The sequence below is a fragment of the Streptomyces sp. NP-1717 genome, from assembly GCF_022695985.1.
In the GTDB taxonomy this organism is placed as follows: domain Bacteria; phylum Actinomycetota; class Actinomycetes; order Streptomycetales; family Streptomycetaceae; genus Streptomyces.
This window is the reverse complement of record NZ_JAAPBF010000031.1, coordinates 14,122-38,806: the sequence shown is the minus strand read 5'-3', so window position 1 is coordinate 38,806 and position 24,685 is coordinate 14,122. Positions and strand designations below refer to the sequence as shown.

The window sequence follows — 24,685 nt, the reverse complement described above, 5'->3', positions numbered from 1 at the left end:
AAAACCGTGCAGTGGGCGAACTTAAGCGAACAGACTGTGTATGAGAATCGCTGGTTCCAGGTGAATCTGGCGGACGTCGAACTCCCCGACGGCAGGCATCTGGACCACTTCCTCATCCGGCTCCGTCCGGTGGCCGTGGCGACCGCGGTCAACGAGGCCAACGAGGTGCTGATGCTGTGGAGGCACCGCTTCATCACCGACAGCTGGGGCTGGGAACTGGCCGCGGGTGTCGTCGAGGACGGTGAGTCCGTCGAGAGCGCGGCGGCGCGGGAGATGGAGGAGGAGACCGGCTGGCGCCCCGGACCCCTCCGGCATCTGCTCACCGTCGAGCCGTCCAACGGTCTGACCGACTCCCGCCACCATCTCTACTGGTCGGACGCCGCCACCTACACCGGCCATCCCGAGGACGACTTCGAGTCCTCACGCCGGGAGTGGGTACCGCTGGAGCGCGTCCCCGAGATGATCGCGCGCGGCCAGGTGCCGGCCGCCAACATGGCGGCCGGACTGCTGATGCTCCATCACCTGAGGCTGGGCGGCGGCGCGCGGCGCCGGTAGGAGCCCGGCCTTGAAGGCTCAGCCGTACGGGTAGAAGCCCGAGCCCGACTTACGGCCGAGGCGCCCCGCGTCCACCATGCGCTGGAGCAACGGGGGAGCGGCGTACAGGGGCTCCTTGTATTCGGCGTACATCGAATCGGCGACCGAGGCCACGGTGTCCAGACCGATCAGATCGGCGAGCTTGAGCGGGCCCATCGGGTGGGCGCAGCCCATCTCCATGCCGTTGTCGATGTCCTCACGGCTGGCGATGCCGGACTCGAACATCCGGATCGCCGAGAGCAGATAGGGGATGAGCAGGGCGTTCACCACGAAACCGGACCGGTCCTGGGCGCGGATCGCGTGCTTGCCCAGCACGTCCCGGACGACGGCCTCGGCGCGCTTGACCGTGTCGTCCGACGTGGTCAGCGCCGGGATCAGTTCGACGAGCTGCTGGACCGGTGCCGGGTTGAAGAAGTGGATGCCGATGACCTGGTCGGGACGGGACGTCGCGACGGCCAGCTTCACCAGCGGAATGGAGGAGGTGTTGGAGGACAGGATCGCGTCGGTGCGCGTCACGACCTGGTCGAGGACCTGGAAGATCTCCGTCTTGACCTGCTCGTTCTCCACGACTGCCTCGATCACCAGATCGCGGTCGGCGAACTCCCCGAGGTCGGTGGTGAAACTGAGCCTGCCGAGCGTCGCGTCGCGGTCCTCCTCGGTGATCTTGCCGCGTTCGGCGGCCTTCGAGAGGGAGTTGTAGAGGCGGGTACGCCCTATCTCCAGTGCCTCGCCGGTGGTCTCCGCGACCATCACTTCGAGGCCGCTTCGGGCGCACACCTCCGCGATGCCTGCGCCCATCTGGCCGCAGCCCACCACTCCGACGCGTTCGATGTCGGTCACATCGTGCCTTTCGCTGGTCCCGGTTCTGCGGGGCGCCGTGTGATTCCGGTGCCCGCTTCGGCCCTCGACGTTACTCCGCGCACGTGTGTGCACCGTGGGCCGGGGCGGGCATGCTCTGCGGCAGGTTCAGTCCGAGTTCACCTATGAGGGGTCGGTAAATGCGGCAAATCGGTAGAAGATCGTTCGTGGCGGTCACGACGGGCGCACTCACGTCACTGGCGATGGCGGGCGACGCCGTCGCGGCGACGGGAGCGGCGCGGGCGACCGCCACGACCGGCGGGACCGGAGCGGCGGCGGGTGCGGGGGCCGCCGGGGGCTCCGGAGGCCGGCACAGCACGCGCACCGAGCATCGCGGCATGTGGCTCGCCACGGTCGTCAACCGCGACTGGCCGTCCAGGCCCGGACTGCCCGTCGCCGAACAGCGGGCCGAGCTGCTGAAGTTCCTGGACACCGCGGTCGACCGGAAGCTGAACACCGTCGTCTTCCAGGTGCGGCCGACCGCCGACGCCCTGTGGCCCTCGCCGTTCGAGCCGTGGGCCGAGTGCCTGACCGGCGTACAGGGCAAGGACCCGGGCTGGGACCCGCTGGGTACGGCCGTGAAGGAGGCCCACAAGCGCGGTCTCGAACTGCACGCCTGGTTCAACCCGTACCGCGTGGCCAACCACACGGACCCCTCCAGGCTGATCCCGAGCCACCCGGCCCGCAAGCACCCGGAGTGGATCCTCCCGTACGGCGGGAAGCTGTACTACAACCCGGGCATCCCGGAGGTCAGGAAGTTCGTCCAGGACGCGATGCTGGACGCCGTGCGCCGCTACGACATCGACGCCGTGCACTGGGACGACTACTTCTACCCGTACCCGGTCGCCGGCCAGGTCTTCGACGACGACGCGCAGTACGAGCGGTACGGGGCCGGCTTCCCGGACAAGGCGGCCTGGCGGCGCGACAACACCGACCGGCTGGTGCGCGAGACGTCGGAGCGGATCAAGAAGATCAAGAAGCATGTCGCCTTCGGCATCAGCCCGTTCGGGGTGTGGCGCAACATCGCCACCGACCCGACAGGCTCCGACACCAAGGCCGGTGTGCAGACCTACGACGACCTGTACGCCGACACCAGGAAGTGGGTCAAGGAGGGCTGGATCGACTACATCACCCCGCAGGTCTACTGGAACATCGGCTTCGCCGCCGCCGACTACGCGAAGCTCGTGCCCTGGTGGAGCGAGGTGGTGAAGGGCACCGGCGTCGACCTCTACATCGGCGAGGCCCTCTACAAGGCGGGCGACCCCGCCCAGCCCGCGCCGTGGCAGGACGTGGCGGAGGTCTCCCGGCACCTGACCTTCGCGAAGCAGTACCCGGAGGTACGGGGGCACTGCTACTTCTCCGCGCTGGAGTGCGTGAACGACAAGAACGGCGCCTTCGCGAGGGCGGTGGCCGACCACTACAAGTCCCGGGTACGCCCGCCACGCCAGGGCTGAAGCCCGCTCCGCGACGGTCGCCCGGTCCACGAGTCGGCCCGCCTCGCGGCGGTCCCGGCCCGGGCCCACGGCATGCGTGCCGGGCGTCGTGAGCCGGACGGGACTTCCACCACACGCCCTACGCGCGGGCGCGCTGGGTGACCGCGATGCACAGCAGTACGGCGACGGCCGCCAGCGGCGCGGCCGTCGCCAGGTGCTCCCCGAGCAGCAGCACCGACCAGACCAGCGTCAGCAGCGGCTGGGCGAGCTGGAGCTGGCTGGCCCGCTCGACGCCGATCGACGCCATGCCCCGGTACCAGACGTAGAGCCCGAAGAACGTCGACCCCGCCGCCACCCACACCAGGCCGGTCACCCCCTGGGCCGTCAGCCGTACCGGCTCGACGGACAGGGCTACCGCCGACACGGCCAGGTTGAGCGGCAGGCACGCGACCAGCGCCCAGCCGATCACCTGCCAGCCCGGCATCAGCCGCGCCAGCCTGCCGCCCTCCGTGTAGCCGGCCGCGCAGACCAGCAGCGCGCCGAACAGATACAGATCACCGGTCGAGACGGCCCCGCCGCTCTGCTGGAGCGTGAAGACGATCACCACGGCCGCGCCCGCGACGGCGGCGCACCAGAACGTGCGCGACGGTCGCCTGCCGGTACGCAGCGCCGAGAACGCGGCCGTGCTCAGCGGCAGCAGACCCACCACGACGGCGGCGTGCGCCGTGGTCGACGTCTCCAGGGCCAGCGTCGTGAGCATCGGGAAGCCGAGCACCACACCGGCCGCCACCACCGCGACGGCGCCCCAGTGCCGGCGCTCGGGGAGCGGTACGCGCACGGCCAGCAGGAAGCCGCCCGCGATCAGCGCGGCGAGCACGCTGCGCACCGCGACCAGGGACCAGGGGCCGAAACTCTCCAGCCCCCAGACCGTCGCCGGGAAGGTGAGGGAGAAGGCGAGGACACCCGCCGACGCGAGGAGGGTGCCACCGGTGACCGCTACCGGTGCCGGGCGGGTAGCGCTATCCTGTGCTGTCATGCAAGAGCGTAGCAGCGTGGCCGAGTTGGCGAAATCTCTGCGAGCGGAGCTGAACCGCTACTCACCCGGTGGAAAGCTGCCGTCCAGCAGGGAGCTGGTCGAGCGCCACCGGGTCTCCCCGGTGACCGTCTCCCGGGCGCTGGCCCAGCTCTCCGCCGAGGGCCTGGTCGTCACCCGCCCCGGCGCCGGAGCCTTCCGCGCACCGGCCCGGCCCGGCACCCCGCGAGCCGGCGACACCTCCTGGCAGGAGGTCGCGCTCAGCGCCGACGCCGCCACCGAACTCGTCCCGCGCAGTGTCGACTCGTCCGCCGTACTGACTACCCTCGCCGCGCCCGCCCCCGGGGTGATCGAGTTCAACGGCGGCTACCTCCACTCCTCCCTCCAGCCCGAACGGGCCATGGCCGCCGCCCTCGCCCGCGCCGGCCGACGGCCCGGCGCCTGGAGCCGCCCGCCCACCGACGGGCTGCCCGAACTCCGCGAGTGGTTCGCCCGCGGCATCGGCGACACCTGGACGGCCGCCGACGTGCTCGTCACCTCCGGCGGCCAGAGCGCCCTGACCACCGCGCTGCGCGCCCTCGCACCGCCCGGCGCACCCGTCCTCGTCGAATCACCCACCTACCCCGGCATGCTCGCCATCGCACGGGCCTCCGGACTGCGGCCCGTCCCCGTCCCCGTCGACCCCGACGGCGTACGACCCGAACTCCTCGCCTCCGCCTTCCGCGCCACCGGAGCACGGGTGTTCGTCTGCCAGCCCCTCATCCAGAACCCCACCGGAGCCATCCTTTCCGCCGCCCGTCGGCCCGAGGTGCTGCGGATCGCCCGCGAGGCGGGGGCCTTCGTCGTCGAGGACGACTTCGTGCGCCGCCTCGTCCACGAGGACGCCGGTCCGCTGCCGGGACCCCTCGCCGCCGACGACGCCGACGGAGTCGTCGTCCATGTCTGCTCCCTCACCAAGGCCACCTCACCCAGCCTCCGGGTGGGGGTGCTGGCCGCCCGGGGCCCCGTGCTCGAACGGCTCCGCGCCATCCATGTCGTGGACTGCTTCTTCGTCGCCCGGCCCCTCCAGGAAGCCGCGCTCGAACTGGTCGGATCGTCCGCCTGGAACCGCCATCTGCGGTCCCTCTCAAGGGAGCTGAAGAACCGCAGGGACGTCATGGCGGCCGCCGTCCGCCGGGACATCCCCGAACTGGCCCTCCCCTACATCCCGCCCGGCGGCTATCACCTGTGGCTGCGCCTGCCCGACGGCACGGACGAACAGATGCTCGCCTCCGCCGCGCTGCGCGCGGGCGTCGCCGTCACCCCCGGCCGCCCCTATTTCTGCGCCGAACCCTCCGCCGGCCATCTGCGGCTGGGCTACGCGGCCGTCGCGGGACCGCAGGAGATCGCCGACGGCGTGCGGCGGCTGCGTACCGCCTGCGACGAAGTGCTGGGCTGACCACATGAATCGATCGTGGCATCCACCACTGACAACCGGCCCCCCGGCTGGCAGCCTTCCGCCATGACCGAGACGACGACCTCCGCCGCGTACGAGATCTCCACCGACCCCGCGCGCCTCGACGCGGAGCGGATCCACCGCTGGCTGTCGACGGACGCGTACTGGGCGCTCGGCCGGGGCCGCGACGTCCAGGACAGGGCCATCGCCGGGTCGCTCAACTTCGGCGTCTACGACAGCGCGTCGGGCGAACAGGTCGCCTACGCCCGCGTCGTCACCGACCACGCCACCTTCGCCTGGCTCTGCGACGTGTACGTCGCCCCCGCCGCCCGTGGCGAGGGACTCGGCACCGAGCTGGTCACCGCCGCGCGCGACCACCTCGCCCCGCTGGGGCTGCGACGCATGATGCTGGCCACGGAGGACGCCCACGGCGTCTACGAGAAGGTGGGGTTCACGCCGCTCGAACACCCCGCGATGTGGATGACCCTGGACCTTCAGCCCCCCTCTTGACCTGTGGGGCTTTCGGGCTCACGATCCCGGCATGAGTGTTCGGGTCACGTTGGTCGCCGCCGCGCGCAGCTCAGCCCCACTTGCCGAACGTTTCGACGACGACCGTCCCCTCGACCAGGCCGGCTGGCACGAGGTGCAACTCCTCGCGCACGCGCTCGTGCCGCTGGCCGCCGCCGATCTGCGCTACTGCTCGCCCACCGCGCGCAGCCGCGCCACCGGCGAGGCCCTCGGCTACGCGCCCCTCGTCCAGCCCGCACTCCGGGACTGCGACATGGGCCGCTGGCGCGGCTGCACCTTCGCGGACGTCGCCGCGCGTGAACCGGCCGCCGTGGACGCCTGGCTCGCCGACCCGCGCTCGGCCCCGCACGGCGGCGAACCGCTGCTGGCGTTCATCTCCCGTATAGGCGGCTGGCTGGACACCCGCCCGGCCGACGACATCGCCGCCATCGTCGCCGTCGCCGAACCGGCGGTCATCCGGGCCGCGCTCGTCTACGCCCTGCACGCCCCCGCCCCGAGCTTCTGGAGCGTGGACGTCCGCCCCCTGTCCACCGTCACCCTCATGGGCGGCCCCGGCCGCTGGAGCCTGCGCCTCGACGCCCGGGCGTCGTGACCCGTGACCGCGGTGCGAGATTGCCGGGCCGCTGGAGCGGCGGGAGCCGGGCCGGGCGGATTCGCCGCCCCGCTGATGCTTCACCTGACGGACCGACCTGTCGTGATCGCCGATAGGCTTCCCGGGCAGGGAGAAGCGCGTCGGCACGCACCTCGCTTCACGAGACCGTGCGGGCGACGCTGCCGGAGATCCGGCCGATGGCGCGGATGACCGGCCCGGGGGTGGGGAGCGTCAACGGGCCCTACGCGGGCGAGGAGTACAGCGCACGATCACGGGAGACGCTCGTGGTTCTGGAGGGCAGGTGACCGTGGTTCCGGCGATCGCGGCAGACGGTGCGACGGTCACGCTCGGCGACACCACACTGCTCGCGCCCACGACGTTCACGGTGATGCCGGGCGAGTTCTGGTGCGTCACCGGCGGCAACGGCTCGGGCAAGACCACGCTGCTCCGTGCCTTCCTGGGCAGCCGGCGCCTGACGGCCGGTTCGTGCTCAGTGAGAGGCGAACCCGCCGACGTCGCGAAGCCCTCGCACCGACGGCTCGTGGCGTCGCTGGTCGACCCGATCCCGTTCGCCCGCGACATGACGCTGCGCGAGCAGGTGACACTGGTCGCCGCTTCCTGGTACGGCAACACCCCGGAGACCGCCGAACGCGCGGAAGAGATCGTCGAGCGTCTGGGACTCTCCCCGCTGGGGCATCGTTTTCCCCATCAGGTCTCCTCCGGGCAGCTGCAACTCCTCAGCCTCGCACTGGCGTTGGTCCGGCCCGCCGAAGTCGTGCTGCTCGACGAGCCCGAGCGGCACCTCGACAGCGACCGTGTCGACCTGGTGGCCGCGCTGATCACCGAGCGGGCGCAGGAGGGCACGGCGTTCCTGGTCGCCACCCACGAGGCGGCTCTGGTGGCAGCGCGCGACGGCCGCGTGGAGTTGGGATGACGACGGACACCGTCGTGGAGAACGAACCCGACGCCGGGTCCCGCGTCCACGCCGTACGCCAGCGGTACGCCCGGCGCGGCGACCGCACCACGGTGCGTGGCCGCGCGTACACCGCCTATCTCGTCGCCCTGTTCGGCGTCTTCTACCTGGTGCCGGTCGTGCACGCCCGCAGCACCTCGCCGGCGCCCGTCCCGGTGGGACCGCTCGCCGACGCGACGCCCCTGGTCTGCCTGTTCGCGGCGGCGGCGTGCTGGGGGGCCCAACTCGCCGGCCGGTTCTGGGGACCGCTCGTGATCCAGCCCTTCCTGCTGCACGTGTTCATGTCCACGGACATCACCCCCACCCGCTACCTCGGCACGATCGCCCGGCGCCGGACGGTGTACGCGAGCACGATCACCCTGCTGTCGGCCTGCGCGACGGCGTACCTCGCGACCGACCTGTTCGACCACCTCGACACCGCGCTCCAGGGTCTCGCTGTCGGGGCGGGGCTCGCCGCCGTCGCCGCGGTGGCCTGGCTGTGGGGCCAGGTCCGCACCGTGCGCGACAACCTCGTGCTCGCCGCGGGCGCGGTCGCCCTCGTCGCGGCCGCGGTGAGCGGCGCGGCCCGGGACACCGGGGCAGGTCTGTGGCTCGTCGCCGCTGTACTGGCGGCCACCGCCCCGGCCCTCGGACGGGCCGCCTTCCGGTCGATCCGCACGGTCGACCTCGCCCGGCTCGCACGCGAGGCGGCACGCGCCTCCCAGGCCCAGGCGTACGCGTGGACGGGCACGCTCCACCACGCGCTGGACCTCTACCGCCCGGAGCCGCGCGGGTTCACCTCGGCCCTGATCCGGCCGGACGGACGCCTCCGCGGTCATCTCGCCCAGGGCGCGGTCCGGGCACTTCGCACACCCGGCCGCGCGAGCGCGGCCCTGACGCTCCTCCCGATCGGCGGCGCCCTGCTGACGCACGGGGCGGCCGGCCCGCGGGGCGGCCCGGCACTGCTGTGGTGGGTGACGGGATCGATATGTCTCTACCTGGGCTCCGGCTGGGTGAGCGAGACATGGCGCGGCCTGCGCGACGAGTTGACGCTGGCGCCGCTGTTCGGCGAGTGGTGGGGCGGCATGCCCGCCCGCACGCTGGCATGGCCCGTCGTCGCCGTGACAGCGGGAACGTGCCTGGGAGGCGGCCTCGCGATCGCGACCGGGTGGTCACCGCACAGCGGACGCCTCGGCGACACGATTCCGCTCGTCGCGGGGTCGGTGGTGCTGGTGCTCGGTGCCCGGTTCCTGCGTGAGATGAAACTGCACCTGCCGCTCGAACTGCTGCTGCCGATCATCACACCGCTCGGAGATCTCTCCGGACTGCGCGTCGTGGCCTGGCAGTTCGACGGACTCGTCGCCGTGGTGATCGGCGTTCTCGTGATGGACGCCGTCCCGTCCGCCCCCCTCGCGACGACACTCGCCATCACCGGCGCCGCGTGCTGCGTCTGGACGGGCCTGCGCCGCACGGGATGGGCGCACCGCGGCTTTTTCTCCCGCCTCCGCCGGGCGTGACCGGGGGAGGCGACGGTACGCCGACCTCCCACCGGCCGTACGAACGGCCACCGCCCGGATCGCCCGGTGAAAGGTATTCCCCCTCCCGACTCCCGGTCCCGCGCGACGCCCGCCCACCGTCTACGGCCGGTGCTCCACCGTCGCCGGCACACCGGCCCGGTCCAGGAGCGCCACCATCTCCGCCACCGGCAGCGCCGGATGGGTGGCAGCGGCCGAACCCGCCTCCGGATCCTCCAGCAGCTCCACCACCCTGCGCACCGGCAGCCGCGGATCCCGGGCGGCAGCCTCCCGTACCCCCGTGTCCGGGTCCCGGCTCAGCCGTTCCACGAGTTCGGGCGTCGCCTCCGGATCGCGTACCGCCAGCGCGCGGGCACGCGGGTCCGGCGCCCCGGCGAAACGGGCGGCGAGGCCGGCCGCCGGGAACCGCTCCTTGACGATCAGCATGGCGACGGCCCGGTGCGAGCCGTGCAGATACAGATCGAGCAGCAGCTCCGGCGGTGCCTGCGGGTGGAACTCGGCGAGCAGCAGCCGCACGGCGAAGTCCCCGTCGCCCGCGAGCAGTCGCACGCAGTCCTCCGGAAGTTCCGGACATACGGCGGCGCTGCGCCGCAGCCAGGTGTGCGCGGACGTCGCGCACCGGCGCAGGACCTCGGTGTCCGTACGCGCGTCCCACACCCAGCGCAGGGTGCCCAGACGGTCCTCGGGGCCGACCTCCCAGTCGATCGCGGCGCGTTCCTCCTCCGACAGCTCCGGGCGCGCGGAGACCGCGAGGCGTACCGCCGGATCGTCGTGACCGGCGAGCCGGGACGCGAGATCGGCGGGAAAGGCCGGGTTGCGTGCGAGCGGCGCGAGCGCCTTCCCCTCGGCGAGCAGCCGCTCTGCCACGGCGCGTCCGAGCCGGCCGCGCTCCACGACCTCCTGGAACTGCCGGCTGTCCGCGAGCGCTTCGAGCAGTTCGGTGGTGCGCCCCTCGTCGTCCGCCATCACATGCAGCGCCGCCGCCCTGCGCACCGCGGGGTCCTCGTCGCCGAGCAGTGCGGCCCGCACGTCGTCGGTGAGCGCGTGCCAGACACGGCGACAGGCTATTTCCCGGAACGGCGGGTGCGTATGACCGGCGAACGGAACCAGCACGTGCTCCGGCACGCTCGGTGAGTGGAGGGTCTCGTAGCGGACGGTGGAGCGCTCGTGGTTCAGCAGCCGCTCGTAGGCCCAGTCGGGCAGCGGCGGCACCACCGTCCGGTACGGCTGCGGGCCGTGGGCGACCACGAGGGCGTCGGACGCCGGGCCGTCGAGGAGCCGTGCGCGTAGCTCGGGGTCGGCGTTCGCGCTCTCGGCGAGCCTCTGGCGCACCCGGCGGTCGGGATGCGTGAGCATGGCCTCGGCCACCTCGTCGGGCAGGCTCGCGCGCCACGAGAGCCGGTACGCGATCCATTCGTCGTTCAGCGCCAGCAGCCGCAGCAGTACGCCGGCGGGCGCCGCCGGATTGCTCGCCAGCCCGTGCACCGCGTGGTGCGTCGTCACAGTCCCGTCCCCGTTCCATCCGTCCCCGTCCCCTCGCCGATCCGCGCCGCCCGGCCCTTCAGGTGCTTCGGCTCGGTGTGGTGCGGCCCCCGGCCGCGTTCACCGATGAGCGGCCAGCACGGCCGCGAGGCCCTCTCGCAGATCCTCGACGAAGTACCCGGGAACCTCCAGCGACGGGAAGTGCCCGCCGTTCTCGGGCGCGTTCCACCGGACGATGCGCCGGTACCGCTCCTGTGCCCAGGGGCGCGGACACTTCTCGATGTCGCGGGGGTACATGCTGATCGCCGCCGGGACGTCGACCCGGAGCTCCGGGTCGAGCGAGTTGTGGCTCTCGTAGTAGATGCGGGCCGCCGACGCGCCGGTCCGCGTCAGCCAGTACAGGGTGACGTCGTCGAGAACGCGGTCCAGGGACATCGTCTCGAACGGGCTGTCCCCGGTGTCCGACCACTCGGCGAACTTGTCGAGGATCCAGGCGAGAAGCCCGACCGGTGAGTCGACGAGCGAGTAGCCGATGGTCTGCGGCCGGGTCGCCTGCTGCTTCGCGTACGCCGCGCGGTGGCGCCAGAAATGGCGGGTCTCCTCGGCCCACTCGCGCTCGGCCGCCGTCAGCCCGTCCGTCGTCGACCCGGGCAGGGCCTGCGCGAACGTGGTGTGGATGCCGAGAACGTGCGCCGGGAACCTGCCGCCGAGGACCGTGGTGATGTTGCCTCCCCAGTCGCCGCCGTGGGCCGCGAACTCGCTGTACCCGAGCCTGCCCATCAGTTCCACCCACGCGGCCGCGATCCTCTCGGTTCCCCACCCGGTGGTGGCCGGCTTGTCGCTGTAACCGAAGCCCGGCAGCGACGGGACCACGACGTGGAACGCCGGCGCGTCCGGGTCCTGCGGATCCGCCAGCTCGTCGACCACGTCGATGAACTCGGCGATGCTGCCCGGCCAGCCGTGCGTCAGGACCAGGGGAGTGGCGTCCGCGCGCGCGGACCGGCGGTGCAGGAAGTGGATTGCCAGACCGTCGATGGTCGTGCGGAACTGACCGGTCCGGTCGAGGCGCGCCTCGAAGGACCGCCAGTCGTATCCGGTGCGCCAGTAGTCCACGACATCGACGAGGTCGGCGAGGGGAACGCCCTGCTCCCACCGGCCGGGACCGGGTGCGGCGCGGTGGACCGTCTCGGCCTCCGGCAGTCGCGCCGCGGCCAGCCGCGCGCGCAGGTCGTCGAGGTCGGCGTCTGCCGCGCGGGCTTCGAACGCTCGCACGTCGCTGGTCGGACGGGGCATGGGACCTCCTGGCCATCGCGGAACCGGCCACGGCCAATGTGAACCGGCTAAGACGGTTCTAACAGTTCTTCGAGCCGCGCCGCAACCGGCTAAGGTGGTTCCATGTCTGCCGCGTTCCCTGACTTCCGCCTCGGCAATGTGCTGGCGACCAGCTTCACGGGGACCCTGTCGGAGCGTCACGGCAACGCCGTCGAGCGCATTCCCGTCCCGCACCGACTCGTCGACTGGCTGACGGTGAGCGGCCTCGCCGTGGATTCCTGCACGGCCGCCCAGCTCGACCTCGCCCGGGAGTTGCGGGAGGCGATCCACGCCGCCGCGACGGCTGCCGCGATCCAGGACGCTCTCCCCGCGTCCGCCGTCCAGGTCATCAACGACCGCAGCGCCCAGGGCCGGGCCGCGGCGATCCTGACGCCCGACGGTGAGCGGCGGTGGCGGCTCGGCCCGGCTTCCCCCGTCGAGGACGCCCTCGGTGTGATCGCCGCCGACGCGATCGGCGTCATAGCGGGCGAACGGGACGGAAAGCTGGCCCTGTGCGCGTCGCCGACCTGCCGGGCCGCCTTCTTCGACACCAGCCGGAGCCGCACGCGCCGATGGTGTGACATGAACACGTGCGGGAATCGCCAGAAGAAGGCGCGCTTCAACGCCGGCCGGCGCAGAGGCCCCGGACCGGCGGAGTGATCCCGCGTTGCCTCACGGAGGCGCCCCCAGATATCGCCATTGCATAAAGCTGCGAAGCTACGTATAGTCATGCCATCGACGAGGAGGGCTTCGATGGCAGTACGCGCAGCGGTGGCGGGAGCCAGTGGATACGCCGGCGGGGAGTTGCTCCGGCTGCTCCTGGGGCACCCCGGAGTCGGGATCGGCGCCCTGACCGGCAACTCCAACGCCGGCCAGCGCCTCGGCGCCCTCCAGCCGCACCTCGGGCCGCTGGCCGATCGTGTGCTGGAGCCCACCACCACCGAGGTGCTCGCCGGGCACGACGTGGTCTTCCTCGCGTTGCCGCACGGGCAGTCCGCCGCTGTCGCCGAGCGGCTCGGCGACGATGTGCTCGTCGTCGACATGGGCGCGGACTTCCGGCTGAGCGACGCCGCCGACTGGGAGGCGTTCTACGGCTCCGCCCATGCCGGCACCTGGCCCTACGGCCTTCCCGAACTGCCGGGCGCCCGCGCCGCGCTGGAGGGGTCCGGGCGCGTCGCGGTGCCCGGCTGCTACCCGACGGCCGTCTCGCTCGCGCTCTTCCCCGCGTACGGCGCGGGGCTCGTCGAGCCCGAGGCCGTCGTCACCGCCGCCACCGGTACCTCCGGCGCGGGCAAGGCGGTCAAGCCGCATCTGCTCGGCTCCGAGGTCATGGGCTCGATGACCCCGTACGGCGTCGGCGGCGGACACCGGCACACCCCCGAGATGATCCAGAACCTCAGCGCGGTGGCGGGGGAGCGCGTCGGTGTCTCGTTCACGCCCACCCTCGCCCCCATGTCACGCGGCATCCTCGCCACCTGCTCCGCCAAGGCGAGGCCGGACGTCACCGCGGCGGACGTACGCGGCGCGTACGAGAAAGCCTTCGCCGACGAACCCTTCGTCCGGCTCCTGCCCGAGGGGCAGTGGCCGGCGACCGCGTCCGTGTACGGCTCCAACGCCGTTCACGTCCAGGTCGTCCTCGACGAGAGCGCCCGCCGCGTCATCGCCATCAGCGCCATCGACAATCTCACCAAGGGCACCGCGGGCGGCGCCGTCCAGAGCATGAACATCGCGCTCGGGCTGCCCGAGGAGACCGGGCTCCCGGCCACCGGCGTCGCGCCGTGAACCGGGCCCACCACCGACCAGTCACGACCAAGGAGATGCAGTGAGCGTCACCGCAGCAGGCGGATTCACGGCGGCGGGCATCACCGCCGGGATCAAGGACAGCGGCACCCCGGACCTGGCCCTCGTGGTCAACACCGGCCCGCGCCGCGCCGCCGCCGGCGTCTTCACCTCCAACCGGGTCAAGGCCGCCCCCGTCCTCTGGTCGGAGCAGGTCGTCAAGGGCGGCCGGATCTCCGCCGTCGTCCTCAACTCCGGTGGAGCCAACGCCTGTACGGGCCCCAAGGGCTTCCAGGACACCCACGCCACCGCCGAGAAGGTCGCCGAGGTCCTGAACCAGGCCGACCCCGACAGCCACAGCCCCGGCGAGATCGCCGTCGCCTCCACCGGGCTCATCGGCATCAACCTCCCGATGGACAAGCTCCTGCCCGGTGTCGAGAAGGCGGCTGCCGAACTCTCCGCGCACGGCGGCGAGAAGGCCGCCATCGCCATCAAGACCACCGACAGCGTGCACAAGACGGCCGTCGTGAGCGGCGACGGCTGGACCGTCGGCGGCATGGCCAAGGGCGCGGGCATGCTCGCGCCCGGCCTCGCCACGATGCTCGTCGTGCTCACCACCGACGCCGACGTCGACAGCCCCGCGCTCGACGCGGCCCTGCGCGCCGCCACCCGGACCACCTTCGACCGGGTCGACTCCGACGGCTGCATGTCCACCAACGACACCGTCCTGCTGCTCGCCTCCGGCGCCTCTCATGTGACGCCCGGCCAGGAGGAGTTCGCGGAAGCGGTCCGCGCGGTCTGCGACGACCTGGGCCGCCAGCTCATCGGCGACGCCGAGGGCGCCAGCAAGGACATCCGGATCGAGGTGATCAACGCGGCGACCGAGGACGACGCCGTCGAGGTGGGCCGCTCCGTCGCCCGCAACAACCTCCTCAAGTGCGCGCTGCACGGCGAGGACCCCAACTGGGGCCGGGTGCTGTCCGCGATCGGTACGACCTCCGCCGCCTTCGACCCCGACGACCTCAACGTCGCCATCAACGACGTCTGGGTCTGCAGGAAGGGCTCCGTGGGCGACGACCGTGACCTCGTCGACATGCGCTTCCGGGAGGTGCGGATCACCGCCGACCTCGCGGCCGGCACGGAGTCGGCGGTCGTCTGGACCAACGACCTCACCGCCGACTACGTCCACGAGAACAGCGCGTACAGCTCATGACCGCCCGCAAGCACACCGCGCTGCCCAAGGCGCAGATCCTCATCGAGGCGCTGCCCTGGCTCACCCGCCACAACGGCAAGGTCGTCGTCATCAAGTTCGGCGGCAACGCCATGGTGGACGAGGACCTCAAGGCCGCCTTCGCCCAGGACGTCGTCTTCCTGCGGCAGGCCGGCCTCAAGCCGGTCGTCGTGCACGGCGGCGGCCCCCAGATCAGCGCGCAGCTCGACCGGCACGGGCTGGTCAGCGAGTTCAAGGCCGGACTGCGGGTCACCACGCCCGAGGCGATGGACGTCGTACGGATGGTGCTCGCCGGCCAGGTCCAGCGTGAACTCGTCGGACTGCTCAACCAGCACGGCCCGCTCGCCGTCGGTATGACCGGCGAGGACGCGCACACCATCTCGGCGACCCGGCACCGGCCCCGCATCGACGGCGAGCTCGTCGACATCGGCCGAGTCGGGGAGATCACCGCCATCGACCCCGGCGCCATCGAGGCACTGCTCGCCGACGGCCGTATCCCCGTCATCTCCTCCATCGCGCGCAGCGCCGACGACGGACACGTCTACAACGTCAACGCCGACACGGCCGCCGCCGCGCTCGCGGCGGCGCTCGGCGCCGAGACGCTGATGGTCCTCACCGACGTCGAGGGTCTGTACGAGGACTGGCCGAACAACGACGACGTCATCAGCAGGCTCACGGCGACCGAGCTGGAGAAGCTGCTGCCCGAGCTGTCCAGCGGCATGGTGCCCAAGATGGAGGGCTGTCTGTTCGCCGTACGCAACGGCGTCAACACCGCCCGCGTGCTCGACGGCCGGGTACCGCACTCGATCCTGCTGGAGATCTTCACCGACGAAGGCATCGGCACGATGGTCGTCCCCGACGGCCAGGAGCGGACCGGACCGACAGTGACCGCGGCGCGCACAGAAGGGGGAGCGTCATGACCGACGACAGCAACCAGGAGCTCGCACGGCGCTGGCGGCACGTCATGGCCGACAACTACGGCACCCCGCCGCTCTCCCTCGTACGGGGCGAGGGGGCCACCGTCTGGGACGCCGACGGCACCGCGTACACCGACTTCGTCGCCGGTATCGCCGTGAACGCCCTCGGACACGCGCACCCCGCGGTCGTCGACGCGGTCTCCCGGCAGATCGCCTCCCTCGGGCACGTGTCGAACCTGTACGTCGCCGCGCCGCCCGTCGCCCTCGCCGAACGGCTCATCGACCTCGCCGACCGCCCCGGCCGCGTCTTCTTCTGCAACTCCGGCGCCGAGGCGAACGAAGCCGCGTTCAAGATCGGCCGGCTCACCGGCCGCCGCCACATGGTCGCCACCGACGGTGGCTTCCACGGCCGCACGATGGGCGCGCTCGCGCTCACCGGACAGCCGGGCAAGCGGGAGCCGTTCCTGCCCCTGCCCGGTGAGGTCACGCACGTTCCGTACGGGGACGCCGACGCGCTCAGGGCCGCCGTCACCGAGGAGACCGCGCTGCTGATCGTCGAGCCCGTCCAGGGGGAGAACGGCGTCGTCGTCCCGCCCAAGGGCTACCTCGAAGCGGCGCGGGAGATCACCCGTGCCACCGGCACCCTGCTGGTGCTCGACGAGGTCCAGACGGGAATCGGGCGGACCGGGCACTGGTTCGAGTACCAGGCCCACCAGAGCGTGGAGCCCGATGTCGTCACGCTCGCCAAGGGACTCGGCGGCGGCCTGCCGCTCGGCGCGACCCTGGCGTTCGGCCCGGCGGCCGACCTGCTCAAGCCCGGCCAGCACGGGACGACCTTCGGCGGCAACCCCGTCGCGTGCGCCGCCGGACTCGCGGTGCTGGACACGCTCGGCGCCGACGGCGCGCTCGACCAGGTGAAGCGTCTCGGCGAGCGGCTGCGGGACGGGATCGAGGGGCTCGGACACCCGCTGGTCTCGCATGTCCGTGGCTCGGGGCTGCTGCTGGGTATCGTGCTCACCGGGTCCCTCGCGCCGCGGGTGCAGCAGGCGGCTCAGGATGCCGGTCTCCTGGTGAACGCGCCAGCTCCCGATGTCGTACGGCTCATGCCACCGCTGATCATCGGCGACGACGAGGTGGACACGTTCCTCCGGGCCCTGCCGGGCATCCTCGACACCGCCCAGGGGACCGACGGGGACGGACGATTCGGGGAATGAGACGACGATGACCGAGGCGCAGGCGCCCGAGCACAACGGGATCGACACGAACGGCACCAACGGCAACGGAAACGGCACGCACGGCGGGAACGGCGCCGACGGCGGGAACGGCGCGGCCGAGCACATCGGCCCGTCCGTCCCGCAGACCCGCACGGCGCGCCACCGCCGGATCGTGGACATCCTCAACCGGCAGCCGGTCCGCAGCCAGAGCCAGCTCGCCAAGCTCCTCGCCGACGACGGTCTGAGCGTCACCCAGGCGACGCTCTCGCGCGACCTGGACGAGCTGGGCGCCGTGAAGATCCGCAACACCGGTGGCGAGCTGATCTACGCGGTCCCCAGCGAGGGCGGCTACCGCACCCCGCACGCCCCGCTCGGCGAGTCCGCGAAGGAGGAGCGGATGCGCCGCCTCTCCGGCGAACTGCTCATCTCCGCCGAGGCATCCGCCAATCTCGTGGTGCTCCGTACGCCGCCGGGCGCCGCCCAGTTCCTCGCCTCGGCCATCGACCAGGCCGAACTCCGGCCGATCCTCGGCACCATCGCGGGCGACGACACGCTGCTGCTGATCAGCCGCGACCCGGCGGGCGGACAGGCGCTCGCGGACCATCTGCTGCGGCTGGCCCAGAAGGACGGCTGACCCGGCTGGGCCCTGTCCGGCGCGGGCTCAGTAGTTCGTGATCGCCGTACGCCCCGACTCCGTGCCCACCGCGATGTGCGGTGAGCGCCCGGGGTCGGCCCAGGTCAGGATGCGGCTCATCGCCTCGGCGGGCACCGAGACACAACCGGCCGTCGCGCCCTTGCCGTTCACGTGCAGGAAGATCGCGGCGCCCCGGCCGCGCACGGGCCGGTCGTAGTTGAAGCCGATCACCAGGGCGTGGGCGTACTGGGTGCCGTACTCGGTCAGCTTCTCGGCCTCACCGGCGCGGCAGTCGGCCGGCAGGCCCTCGACCCAGCGGTTGTACGCGCGCGAGTCGTTGTCCTGGCACCACCAGGACCGGTCGGTCACCGGGCGGTACGGGTAACGCGTCCCCTTCGGCGCGGGCCGGATGCCGAAGGCGTACGGCAGGTCGTAGAGCCCGGTGGGTGTGGTCGAGGTGCCCTGCCGCCGTTCGGTGCCCCGGACCAGTCCGCCGGCGCCGAACCGCGCGTCCGCCGACCCAGCCGCCACCCACCGGCCGCCGCGCCGGTCCCACCAGGTGACGCGGCCCGTGGTCGCTCCGGTGGTCGCGGCCTCGGCAGTGATCAGCTGGCTGCCGCCGCCGGTGTCCGCCATCCGCTCGGGGAGCGGCACGGAGATGCCGGCGGGCGCGACGGGGCCCGCCGCGACCGTGGCGACGACGGCGAGCAGGACGGAGCCGAGCGAGAGAAGGACGCGCATGCTCGGACCGTATGCCTGTCGCGGCGTGACGGCCTCTCAGGTCGGGGTCTGATGAGCCGTACGGGTTTCAAGGGCCTCGCCGGGGAGGTCCGAGCGCGCGGGAAGGGGCAGCGGCAGCGCGGGCAGGCCGTCCAGGCTCACCCCTACGTACTCCTTCTTCTCGCAGTACGCCGCGAACTCGTCGTCCGTCTTCCTGCCGAAGTGCTCCGCGTGCTGGGTGCGCTCCTCCCGGTAGTCCAGGAAGGGGACGGCGAATCCGCAGGAGTCGCTGATCCGTACCGCACTGACCAGGATGATCGCCCGCGCGCTCGGCCCGTCCGCGTCCCCGAACCGTGCCATGTACCCGCCCCAGCGCGGGTCGTCCCGGAAGACGGGCTCGCCGCGCCCGTGCACCCGAAGGATCTTCGGCGGTCCGGTGAAGGCGCACCACATCAGCGTGATGCGGCCGTTCTCCCGCAGGTGGGCGATGGTCTCGGCGCCGCTGCCGCCGAAGTCGAGATACGCGAGCGTCGACTCGTCCAGTACGACGAGGCTGCCGGCGCGGCCCTTGGGCGAGAGGTTGACGTGACCGTCGTCCGCGCGCGGGGCCGTTGCGGTGAAGAAGAGGGGCTGTTCCTCGATGAAGGTGCGAATGCGGCCATCGATCCGTTCGTAGTGCTTTCCCATGACATCTATTGTCGGCGCCGAATATCGCGCGCGTCGAGACCATTCCCAGCGAGTGAACCGGACGGGACGGGACGCATGACCGAGAAGAAGCCAGCACAGGGGGTACGGATCCGGCGGGTCTACGAGGCGGCGGAGCCGGGCGACGGCACGCGGGTGCTCGTCGACCGCCTCTGGCCGCGCGGGCTCGCCAAGACCGACGCCGTGTTCGACGACTGGCTGAAAACGGCGGCCCCGTCCGCCGAACTGCGGAAGTGGTACGGCCACGATCCGGAGCGGTTTCCGGAGTTCGCCGACCGCTACCGCGCGGAACTGGCCGAAGCCGGTTCCGCCGCCTCGCAGGCCCTCGAACGGCTCGTGGAGCTGGCCGCCGAAGGCACGCTCACCCTTCTCACTGCCACCAAGGACCTGGAGCACAGCCACCCACGGGTACTGGCGGCGGAGATCACGGAGAGCGACGCCTGATACGGGGAGCGTGTTCCGGCCGACCTGTCGGGGCCGCGTTGACAAAACATACGGTGCACTGCATAGTTATACCCATCAGCGTATGCACCGTAAGGAGAAACCCGTGACCGAGCGCGTCGTACTCGCCTACTCGGGGGGCCTGGACACCTCCGTCGCCATCGGCTGGATCGCCGAGGAGACGGGCGCCGAGGTCATCGCCGTCGCCGTGGACGTCGGCCAGGGCGGCGAGGACCTGGACGTCATCCGCAAGCGCGCGCTCGCCTGCGGTGCCGTCGAGGCCGAGGTCGCCGACGCCAAGGACGAGTTCGCCGAGGAGTACTGCCTCCCGGCGATCAAGGCCAACGCGCTCTACATGGACCGCTACCCGCTGGTCTCGGCGCTCTCCCGGCCGACGATCGTCAAGCACCTCGTGGCCGCCGCCAAGAAGCACGGTGCCGACACCGTCGCCCACGGCTGCACCGGCAAGGGCAACGACCAGGTCCGCTTCGAGGCCGGCATCGTCGCCCTCGCCCCCGAGCTGAAGTGCATCGCCCCGGTCCGTGACTACGCGATGACCCGGGACAAGGCGATCGCCTTCTGTGAGCAGAAGAACCTCCCGATCGCGACCACCAAGAAGTCCCCGTACTCCATCGACCAGAACGTCTTCGGACGGGCCGTCGAGACGGGCTTCCTGGAGGACATCTGGAACGGCCCGATCGAGGACATCTACGAGTACACCTCCAACCCGGCCGAGCACCGCGACGCCGACGAGGTCGTCATCTCCTTCAAGGAGGGCGTCCCGGTCGCCGTCGACGGCAAGCCGGTCACGGTCCTCCAGGCGATCCAGCAGCTCAACGAGCGGGCGGGCGCCCAGGGCATCGGCCGGATCGACATGGTCGAGGACCGGCTCGTCGGCATCAAGTCCCGTGAGGTGTACGAGGCCCCGGGTGCGATCGCGCTGATCACCGCGCACCAGGAGCTGGAGAACGTCACCGTCGAGCGCGAGCTGGCCCGCTACAAGCGGCAGGTCGAGCAGCGGTGGGGCGAGATGGTCTACGACGGCCTGTGGTTCTCCCCGCTCAAGCGGGCCCTGGACGGCTTCATCAACGAGGCCAACCAGCACGTCACCGGCGACATCCGGATGACCATGCACGGCGGCCGGGCCGTCGTCACGGGCCGGCGCTCGGAGGAGTCGCTGTACGACTTCAACCTGGCGACGTACGACTCGGGCGACACCTTCGACCAGTCCAAGGCGCAGGGCTTCATCGAGCTGTTCGGCCTCTCGGCCAAGATCGCCGCCAAGCGCGACCAGGTCTGATCCGGCCCGTCCGGCGATCGAGGACCGAGGTCCGGGGCGGCGCCCCGGTTTCGGGAAGGGGCGGGGTAGGGGACAGACTCCCTCACCCCGCCCATCAGTATGACCGCACGCAAGGAGCAACCCAGCAGTGAGCAGCAACACCGGTGACGTCAGGCTCTGGGGCGGCCGTTTCGCCGACGGCCCCGCCGAGGCCCTGGCCAGGCTGTCGGCCTCCGTGCACTTCGACTGGCGCCTCGCGCCGTACGACATCGCGGGCTCCCGCGCGCACGCGCGTGTGCTCTGCAAGGCCGGCCTCCTCACGGAGGAGGAGCTGGACCGGATGCTCGCCGGGCTCGACCGGCTGGAGGCCTCCGTCGCCGACGGCTCCTTCACCGGCACGATCGCCGACGAGGACGTCCACACCGCGCTCGAACGCGGCCTCCTCGAACAGCTCGGCGCGGACCTCGGTGGCAAGCTGCGCGCCGGCCGGTCCCGTAACGACCAGGTCGCCACCCTCTTCAAGATGTATCTGCGCGACCACGCGCGGATCATCGGCTCGCTGATCGCCGAGCTCCAGGACGCGCTCGTCGCGCTCGCCGAGGCGCACCCGGACGTGGCCATGCCGGGCCGTACGCATCTCCAGCACGCCCAGCCGGTGCTCTTCGCCCACCATGTGCTGGCGCACGTGCAGTCCCTGTCGCGCGACGCGGAGCGGCTGCGGCAGTGGGACGAGCGGACGGCGGTCTCCCCGTACGGCTCCGGCGCGCTCGCGGGCTCGTCGCTCGGTCTCGACCCGGAGGCGGTCGCCGCCGACCTCGGCTTCGAGCACGGTTCGGCAGCCAACTCGATCGACGGCACGGCCTCGCGGGACTTCGCCGCCGAGTTCGCCTTCATCACCGCGATGATCGGCGTGAACCTCTCGCGGATCGCCGAAGAGGTCATCATCTGGAACACGAAGGAGTTCTCCTTCGTCACGCTGCACGACGCGTTCTCCACGGGCTCCTCGATCATGCCGCAGAAGAAGAACCCGGACATCGCCGAGCTGGCGCGCGGCAAGTCGGGGCGGCTCATCGGCAATCTCACCGGGCTGCTGGCCACGCTCAAGGCGCTGCCGCTCGCGTACAACCGCGATCTCCAGGAGGACAAGGAGCCGGTCTTCGACTCCTGCGACCAGCTGGAGGTCCTGCTCCCCGCGTTCACCGGCATGATGGCGACGCTCACGGTCAACCGCGAGCGGATGGCCGAGCTGGCGCCCGCCGGCTTCTCCCTCGCCACCGACATCGCCGAGTGGCTGGTCAGGCAGGGTGTGCCGTTCCGCGTCGCGCACGAGGTCGCGGGCGAGTGCGTCAAGGTGTGCGAGAAGCGGGGGATCGAGCTGGACGAGCTGACGGACGAGCAGTTCGCCGCGATCTCCCCGCATCTGACGCCGGAGGTCCGTACGGTCCTCAACGTCTCCGGCGCGCTGGCGTCCCGTGACGGGCGCGGTGGTACGGCGCCTTCGGCGGTCGCCGTCCAGCTCGCCGAGGTGAAGACCGACCTGGCGCTCCAGCACGCGTGGGCGACGGCGAAGAAGTAACCGCGCAAGCGGCCGGAGACGAGAAGCGCCGGACGGGCTCGCATCGAGCCCGTCCGGCGCCTCACGTCGCGCGGTCGGATCAACCCAGCGTCGAGATCGCCTGGTTGAACGTCTTCGACGGCCGCATCACGGCCTCCGCCTTGGCCGGGTCCGGCTGGTAGTAACCGCCGATGTCGACGGGCGAGCCCTGCACGGCGAGCAGCTCGTCCACGATCGTCCCCTCCTGCTCGGACAGCGTCTTGGCGAGCGGCGCGAACGCGCCGGCGAGCCGCTCGTCCTCGGTCTGCTTCGCCAGCTCCTGCGCCCAGTACAGCGCGAGGTAGAAGTGGCTGCCGCGGTTGTCGATGCCGCCGACCTTGCGGCTGGGCGACTTGTTCTCGCTCAGGAACGAGCCGGTGGCGCGGTCGAGCGTGTCGGCCAGCACCTGGGCCCGCGCGTTGCCCGTCGTCGTCGCGAGGTGCTCGAAGCTGACGGCCAGCGCGAGGAACTCGCCGAGGCTGTCCCAGCGCAGGTAGTCCTCCTTGACCAGCTGCTGCACGTGCTTCGGCGCCGAGCCGCCCGCGCCGGTCTCGAAGAGCCCGCCGCCGTTGATGAGCGGCACGACCGAGAGCATCTTGGCGCTCGTACCGAGCTCCAGGATCGGGAAGAGGTCGGTCAGGTAGTCACGCAGGACGTTGCCGGTGACCGAGATGGTGTCCTCGCCGCGCCGGATGCGCTCCAGCGAGAACGCGATCGCCTCGACCGGCGTCATGATCTCGATGCGCAGTCCGTCGGTGTCGTGCTCGGGCAGGTACGCGTTGACCTTGGCGATCAGGTTGGCGTCGTGCGCGCGGCCCTCGTCCAGCCAGAACACGGCCGGGTTCCCGGTGGCGCGGGCGCGGGTGACGGCGAGCTTGACCCAGTCCTGGATCGGCACGTCCTTGGTCTGGCACATGCGGAAGACGTCGCCGGCGCTGACCGTCTGCTCCAGTACGGCGTTGCCCGCGGCGTCCACGACGCGCACCGTGCCGGTGGCGGGGATCTCGAACGTCTTGTCGTGGCTGCCGTACTCCTCGGCCGCCCGCGCCATCAGACCGACGTTGGAGACCGAGCCCATGGTCGACGGGTCGTAGGCGCCGTTGGCGCGGCAGTCGTCGATGACGACCTGGTAGATGCCCGCGTAGCTGCTGTCGGGGATGACCGCGAGCGTGTCGGCCTCGCCGCCGTCCGGGCCCCACATGTGGCCGGAGGTGCGGATCATGGCCGGCATGGAGGCGTCGACGATGACATCGCTCGGCACGTGCAGGTTGGTGATGCCCTTGTCGGAGTCGACCATCGCCAGCGCCGGGCCCTCGGCCAGCTCGGCCGTGAAGGACTCCGCGATCGCCGGGCCCTCGGGCAGCGACTCGATGCCCTTGAGGATGCCGCCGAGGCCGTCGTTCGGGCTCAGACCGGCCGCCGCGAGGGTGTGGCCGTGCTCCGCGAACGTCTTGGGGAAGAAGGCGCGCACCGTGTGACCGAAGATGATCGGGTCGGAGACCTTCATCATCGTGGCCTTCAGGTGCACCGAGAACAGCACGTCCTCGGCCTTGGCCCGGGCGATCTGCGCCGTGAGGAACTCACGCAGCGCGGCCACGCGCATCGCGGAGGCGTCCACGACCTCGCCGGCCAGCACGGGCACCGACTCGCGCAGGACGGTGGTGTTCCCGTCGTCGCCCACCAGCTCGATCCGCAGCGTGCCGTCCTCGGCGATCACGGCGGACTTCTCGGTGGAGCGGAAGTCGTCGGCGTCCATGTGCGCGACGTTCGTCTTCGACTCGGGCGTCCAGGCGCCCATCCGGTGCGGGTGCGCCTTGGCGTAGTTCTTGACCGAGGCGGGGGCGCGGCGGTCCGAGTTGCCCTCGCGCAGCACCGGGTTCACGGCGCTGCCCTTGACCTTGTCGTAGCGCGCCCGCACGTCCTTGTCCTCGTCCGACTTCGGGTCGTCCGGGTAGTCGGGAAGCGCGTAACCCTGCTGCTGGAGCTCCGCGATCGCCGCCTTCAGCTGCGGGATCGACGCCGAGATGTTCGGCAGCTTGATGATGTTGGCCGCGGGGGTCTTGGCCAGGGCGCCGAGCTCCGCGAGCGCGTCGTCGATCCGCTGTCCCTCTTCGAGACGGTCGGCGAAACCGGCGATGATCCGCCCGGCCAGGGAGATGTCACGGCGCTCCACCGTGACCCCGGCCGTCGAGGCATAGGCCTCGACCACAGGCAGGAATGAGTACGTGGCCAAGGCCGGGGCCTCGTCGGTGTGCGTGTAAATGATGGTCGAGTCTGTCACCGGGTGCTCCGCTCAACGTCTGCAACATTGCTCGACATCAAGATATCTCGTGGAGGCCTCCTGTTCGACAGGGCCCTGTACTGAGCAACGTTCGTATTGGATGAGACAGTGGTGTCTCATTTGGTCTATGATTGTCT

Annotated in this window: 23 protein-coding genes; 16 read left to right on the top strand and 7 right to left on the bottom strand. The window is 71.5% G+C overall.

Going from position 1 to position 24,685, the window contains the following annotated elements; translation table 11 throughout:
* Positions 1-6: 6 nt before the first annotated feature.
* Entirely contained in the window at positions 7-555 is a 549-nt protein-coding gene (locus tag GXP76_RS09900; RefSeq protein ID WP_242571078.1) for an NUDIX hydrolase, read from the top strand.
* A gap of 18 nt (positions 556-573) precedes the next feature.
* Here the strand turns inward: GXP76_RS09900 and GXP76_RS09895 are convergent, their stop codons facing one another.
* Positions 574-1,434, bottom strand: a complete 861-nt coding sequence (locus tag GXP76_RS09895) for a 3-hydroxybutyryl-CoA dehydrogenase (protein ID WP_147877320.1) — start codon at positions 1,432-1,434, stop codon at positions 574-576.
* Positions 1,435-1,655: 221 nt separating this feature from the next.
* Between GXP76_RS09895 and GXP76_RS09890 the strand changes: the two genes are divergently transcribed.
* Positions 1,656-2,906: a glycoside hydrolase family 10 protein gene (locus GXP76_RS09890; RefSeq protein ID WP_374360417.1), complete on the top strand. Its 1,251-nt coding sequence runs from the start codon at positions 1,656-1,658 to the stop codon at positions 2,904-2,906.
* A 118-nt stretch (positions 2,907-3,024) separates the two neighbouring features.
* Here the strand turns inward: GXP76_RS09890 and GXP76_RS09885 are convergent, their stop codons facing one another.
* Entirely contained in the window at positions 3,025-3,921 is an 897-nt protein-coding gene (locus tag GXP76_RS09885; RefSeq protein ID WP_242571076.1) for a DMT family transporter, read from the bottom strand.
* On the opposite strand from GXP76_RS09885, the gene GXP76_RS09880 reads away from it, so the two are divergent.
* The 5 genes from GXP76_RS09880 (at position 3,920) to GXP76_RS09860 (ending at position 8,942) form a co-directional block, all read left to right on the top strand.
* On the top strand, positions 3,920-5,356 hold the full coding sequence (locus tag GXP76_RS09880; protein ID WP_242571075.1) for a PLP-dependent aminotransferase family protein: 1,437 nt from the start codon (positions 3,920-3,922) through the stop codon (positions 5,354-5,356). The two genes, GXP76_RS09885 and GXP76_RS09880, sit on opposite strands and share 2 nt — an antisense overlap.
* 63 nt (positions 5,357-5,419) lie before the next feature.
* On the top strand, positions 5,420-5,863 hold the full coding sequence (locus tag GXP76_RS09875) for a GNAT family N-acetyltransferase (protein ID WP_242571074.1): 444 nt from the start codon (positions 5,420-5,422) through the stop codon (positions 5,861-5,863).
* 31 nt (positions 5,864-5,894) lie between these two features.
* A complete protein-coding gene (locus tag GXP76_RS09870; protein WP_242571073.1) occupies positions 5,895-6,473 on the top strand; it encodes a histidine phosphatase family protein in 579 nt (192 codons plus the stop codon).
* Between the two features lie 301 nt (positions 6,474-6,774).
* Positions 6,775-7,407, top strand: a complete 633-nt coding sequence (locus GXP76_RS09865; RefSeq protein WP_242571072.1) for an ATP-binding cassette domain-containing protein — start codon at positions 6,775-6,777, stop codon at positions 7,405-7,407.
* On the top strand, positions 7,404-8,942 hold the full coding sequence (locus GXP76_RS09860) for a hypothetical protein (RefSeq protein ID WP_242571071.1): 1,539 nt from the start codon (positions 7,404-7,406) through the stop codon (positions 8,940-8,942). Before GXP76_RS09865 ends, GXP76_RS09860 begins: the two co-directional genes overlap by 4 nt.
* A gap of 120 nt (positions 8,943-9,062) precedes the next feature.
* Here the strand turns inward: GXP76_RS09860 and GXP76_RS09855 are convergent, their stop codons facing one another.
* Together GXP76_RS09855 and GXP76_RS09850 are read right to left on the bottom strand one after the other, a co-directional pair.
* Positions 9,063-10,463 (bottom strand): hypothetical protein, encoded by a 1,401-nt coding sequence (locus GXP76_RS09855; protein ID WP_242571070.1) that lies wholly within the window; start codon positions 10,461-10,463, stop codon positions 9,063-9,065.
* A 99-nt stretch (positions 10,464-10,562) separates the two neighbouring features.
* Positions 10,563-11,735 (bottom strand): epoxide hydrolase family protein, encoded by a 1,173-nt coding sequence (locus tag GXP76_RS09850; protein ID WP_242571069.1) that lies wholly within the window; start codon positions 11,733-11,735, stop codon positions 10,563-10,565.
* Positions 11,736-11,837: 102 nt separating this feature from the next.
* Between GXP76_RS09850 and GXP76_RS09845 the strand changes: the two genes are divergently transcribed.
* From GXP76_RS09845 to GXP76_RS09820, 6 genes are all read left to right on the top strand, one after another.
* Positions 11,838-12,413 carry an ABATE domain-containing protein gene (locus GXP76_RS09845; RefSeq protein WP_242571068.1) on the top strand — a complete coding sequence of 192 codons (576 nt, stop codon included), beginning with the start codon at positions 11,838-11,840 and terminating at the stop codon, positions 12,411-12,413.
* 93 nt (positions 12,414-12,506) lie between these two features.
* Positions 12,507-13,535 (top strand): N-acetyl-gamma-glutamyl-phosphate reductase, encoded by a 1,029-nt coding sequence (gene argC / locus GXP76_RS09840; protein ID WP_242571067.1) that lies wholly within the window; start codon positions 12,507-12,509, stop codon positions 13,533-13,535.
* Positions 13,536-13,575: 40 nt separating this feature from the next.
* A complete protein-coding gene (argJ, locus tag GXP76_RS09835) occupies positions 13,576-14,745 on the top strand; it encodes a bifunctional glutamate N-acetyltransferase/amino-acid acetyltransferase ArgJ (protein WP_242571066.1) in 1,170 nt (389 codons plus the stop codon).
* Complete coding sequence (gene argB / locus GXP76_RS09830; protein ID WP_242571065.1) at positions 14,742-15,683, top strand: acetylglutamate kinase; 942 nt, start codon at positions 14,742-14,744, stop codon at positions 15,681-15,683. The genes argJ and argB overlap by 4 nt, the downstream gene beginning before the upstream one ends.
* Positions 15,680-16,894, top strand: coding sequence for an acetylornithine transaminase (locus GXP76_RS09825; RefSeq protein WP_242571064.1), 1,215 nt, complete (start codon positions 15,680-15,682; stop codon positions 16,892-16,894). Before argB ends, GXP76_RS09825 begins: the two co-directional genes overlap by 4 nt.
* A gap of 7 nt (positions 16,895-16,901) precedes the next feature.
* Entirely contained in the window at positions 16,902-17,528 is a 627-nt protein-coding gene (locus GXP76_RS09820; protein ID WP_242571063.1) for an arginine repressor, read from the top strand.
* A gap of 27 nt (positions 17,529-17,555) precedes the next feature.
* Here GXP76_RS09820 and GXP76_RS09815 read toward each other — a convergent pair whose 3' ends face one another.
* Complete coding sequence (locus GXP76_RS09815; protein ID WP_242571062.1) at positions 17,556-18,269, bottom strand: L,D-transpeptidase; 714 nt, start codon at positions 18,267-18,269, stop codon at positions 17,556-17,558.
* Between the two features lie 36 nt (positions 18,270-18,305).
* A complete protein-coding gene (locus GXP76_RS09810; RefSeq protein WP_242571061.1) occupies positions 18,306-18,935 on the bottom strand; it encodes a pyridoxamine 5'-phosphate oxidase family protein in 630 nt (209 codons plus the stop codon).
* A 75-nt stretch (positions 18,936-19,010) separates the two neighbouring features.
* On the opposite strand from GXP76_RS09810, the gene GXP76_RS09805 reads away from it, so the two are divergent.
* From GXP76_RS09805 to argH, 3 genes are all read left to right on the top strand, one after another.
* Positions 19,011-19,397, top strand: a complete 387-nt coding sequence (locus GXP76_RS09805; RefSeq protein WP_242571060.1) for a DUF488 domain-containing protein — start codon at positions 19,011-19,013, stop codon at positions 19,395-19,397.
* A gap of 103 nt (positions 19,398-19,500) precedes the next feature.
* Entirely contained in the window at positions 19,501-20,694 is a 1,194-nt protein-coding gene (locus GXP76_RS09800; RefSeq protein WP_242571059.1) for an argininosuccinate synthase, read from the top strand.
* Between the two features lie 127 nt (positions 20,695-20,821).
* On the top strand, positions 20,822-22,249 hold the full coding sequence (gene argH, locus GXP76_RS09795) for an argininosuccinate lyase (RefSeq protein WP_242571058.1): 1,428 nt from the start codon (positions 20,822-20,824) through the stop codon (positions 22,247-22,249).
* Between the two features lie 79 nt (positions 22,250-22,328).
* On the opposite strand, the gene GXP76_RS09790 is transcribed toward argH, so the two are convergent.
* Positions 22,329-24,548 (bottom strand): NADP-dependent isocitrate dehydrogenase, encoded by a 2,220-nt coding sequence (locus GXP76_RS09790; RefSeq protein ID WP_242571057.1) that lies wholly within the window; start codon positions 24,546-24,548, stop codon positions 22,329-22,331.
* Between the last annotated feature and the right edge of the window lie 137 nt (positions 24,549-24,685).

Coding starts and splice junctions, on each gene's coding strand:
- GXP76_RS09890 (WP_374360417.1), top strand. CDS start 1,656: ATGGCGGGCGACGCCGTCGCGGCGACGGGAGCGGCGCGGGCGACCGCC.
- GXP76_RS09880 (WP_242571075.1), top strand. CDS start 3,920: ATGCAAGAGCGTAGCAGCGTGGCCGAGTTGGCGAAATCTCTGCGAGCG.
- GXP76_RS09885 (WP_242571076.1), bottom strand. CDS start 3,921: ATGACAGCACAGGATAGCGCTACCCGCCCGGCACCGGTAGCGGTCACC.
- GXP76_RS09875 (WP_242571074.1), top strand. CDS start 5,420: ATGACCGAGACGACGACCTCCGCCGCGTACGAGATCTCCACCGACCCC.
- GXP76_RS09870 (WP_242571073.1), top strand. CDS start 5,895: ATGAGTGTTCGGGTCACGTTGGTCGCCGCCGCGCGCAGCTCAGCCCCA.
- GXP76_RS09860 (WP_242571071.1), top strand. CDS start 7,404: ATGACGACGGACACCGTCGTGGAGAACGAACCCGACGCCGGGTCCCGC.
- GXP76_RS09850 (WP_242571069.1), bottom strand. CDS start 11,735: ATGCCCCGTCCGACCAGCGACGTGCGAGCGTTCGAAGCCCGCGCGGCA.
- GXP76_RS09845 (WP_242571068.1), top strand. CDS start 11,838: ATGTCTGCCGCGTTCCCTGACTTCCGCCTCGGCAATGTGCTGGCGACC.
- argC (WP_242571067.1), top strand. CDS start 12,507: ATGGCAGTACGCGCAGCGGTGGCGGGAGCCAGTGGATACGCCGGCGGG.
- argB (WP_242571065.1), top strand. CDS start 14,742: ATGACCGCCCGCAAGCACACCGCGCTGCCCAAGGCGCAGATCCTCATC.
- GXP76_RS09825 (WP_242571064.1), top strand. CDS start 15,680: ATGACCGACGACAGCAACCAGGAGCTCGCACGGCGCTGGCGGCACGTC.
- GXP76_RS09820 (WP_242571063.1), top strand. CDS start 16,902: ATGACCGAGGCGCAGGCGCCCGAGCACAACGGGATCGACACGAACGGC.
- GXP76_RS09815 (WP_242571062.1), bottom strand. CDS start 18,269: ATGCGCGTCCTTCTCTCGCTCGGCTCCGTCCTGCTCGCCGTCGTCGCC.
- GXP76_RS09810 (WP_242571061.1), bottom strand. CDS start 18,935: ATGGGAAAGCACTACGAACGGATCGATGGCCGCATTCGCACCTTCATC.
- GXP76_RS09805 (WP_242571060.1), top strand. CDS start 19,011: ATGACCGAGAAGAAGCCAGCACAGGGGGTACGGATCCGGCGGGTCTAC.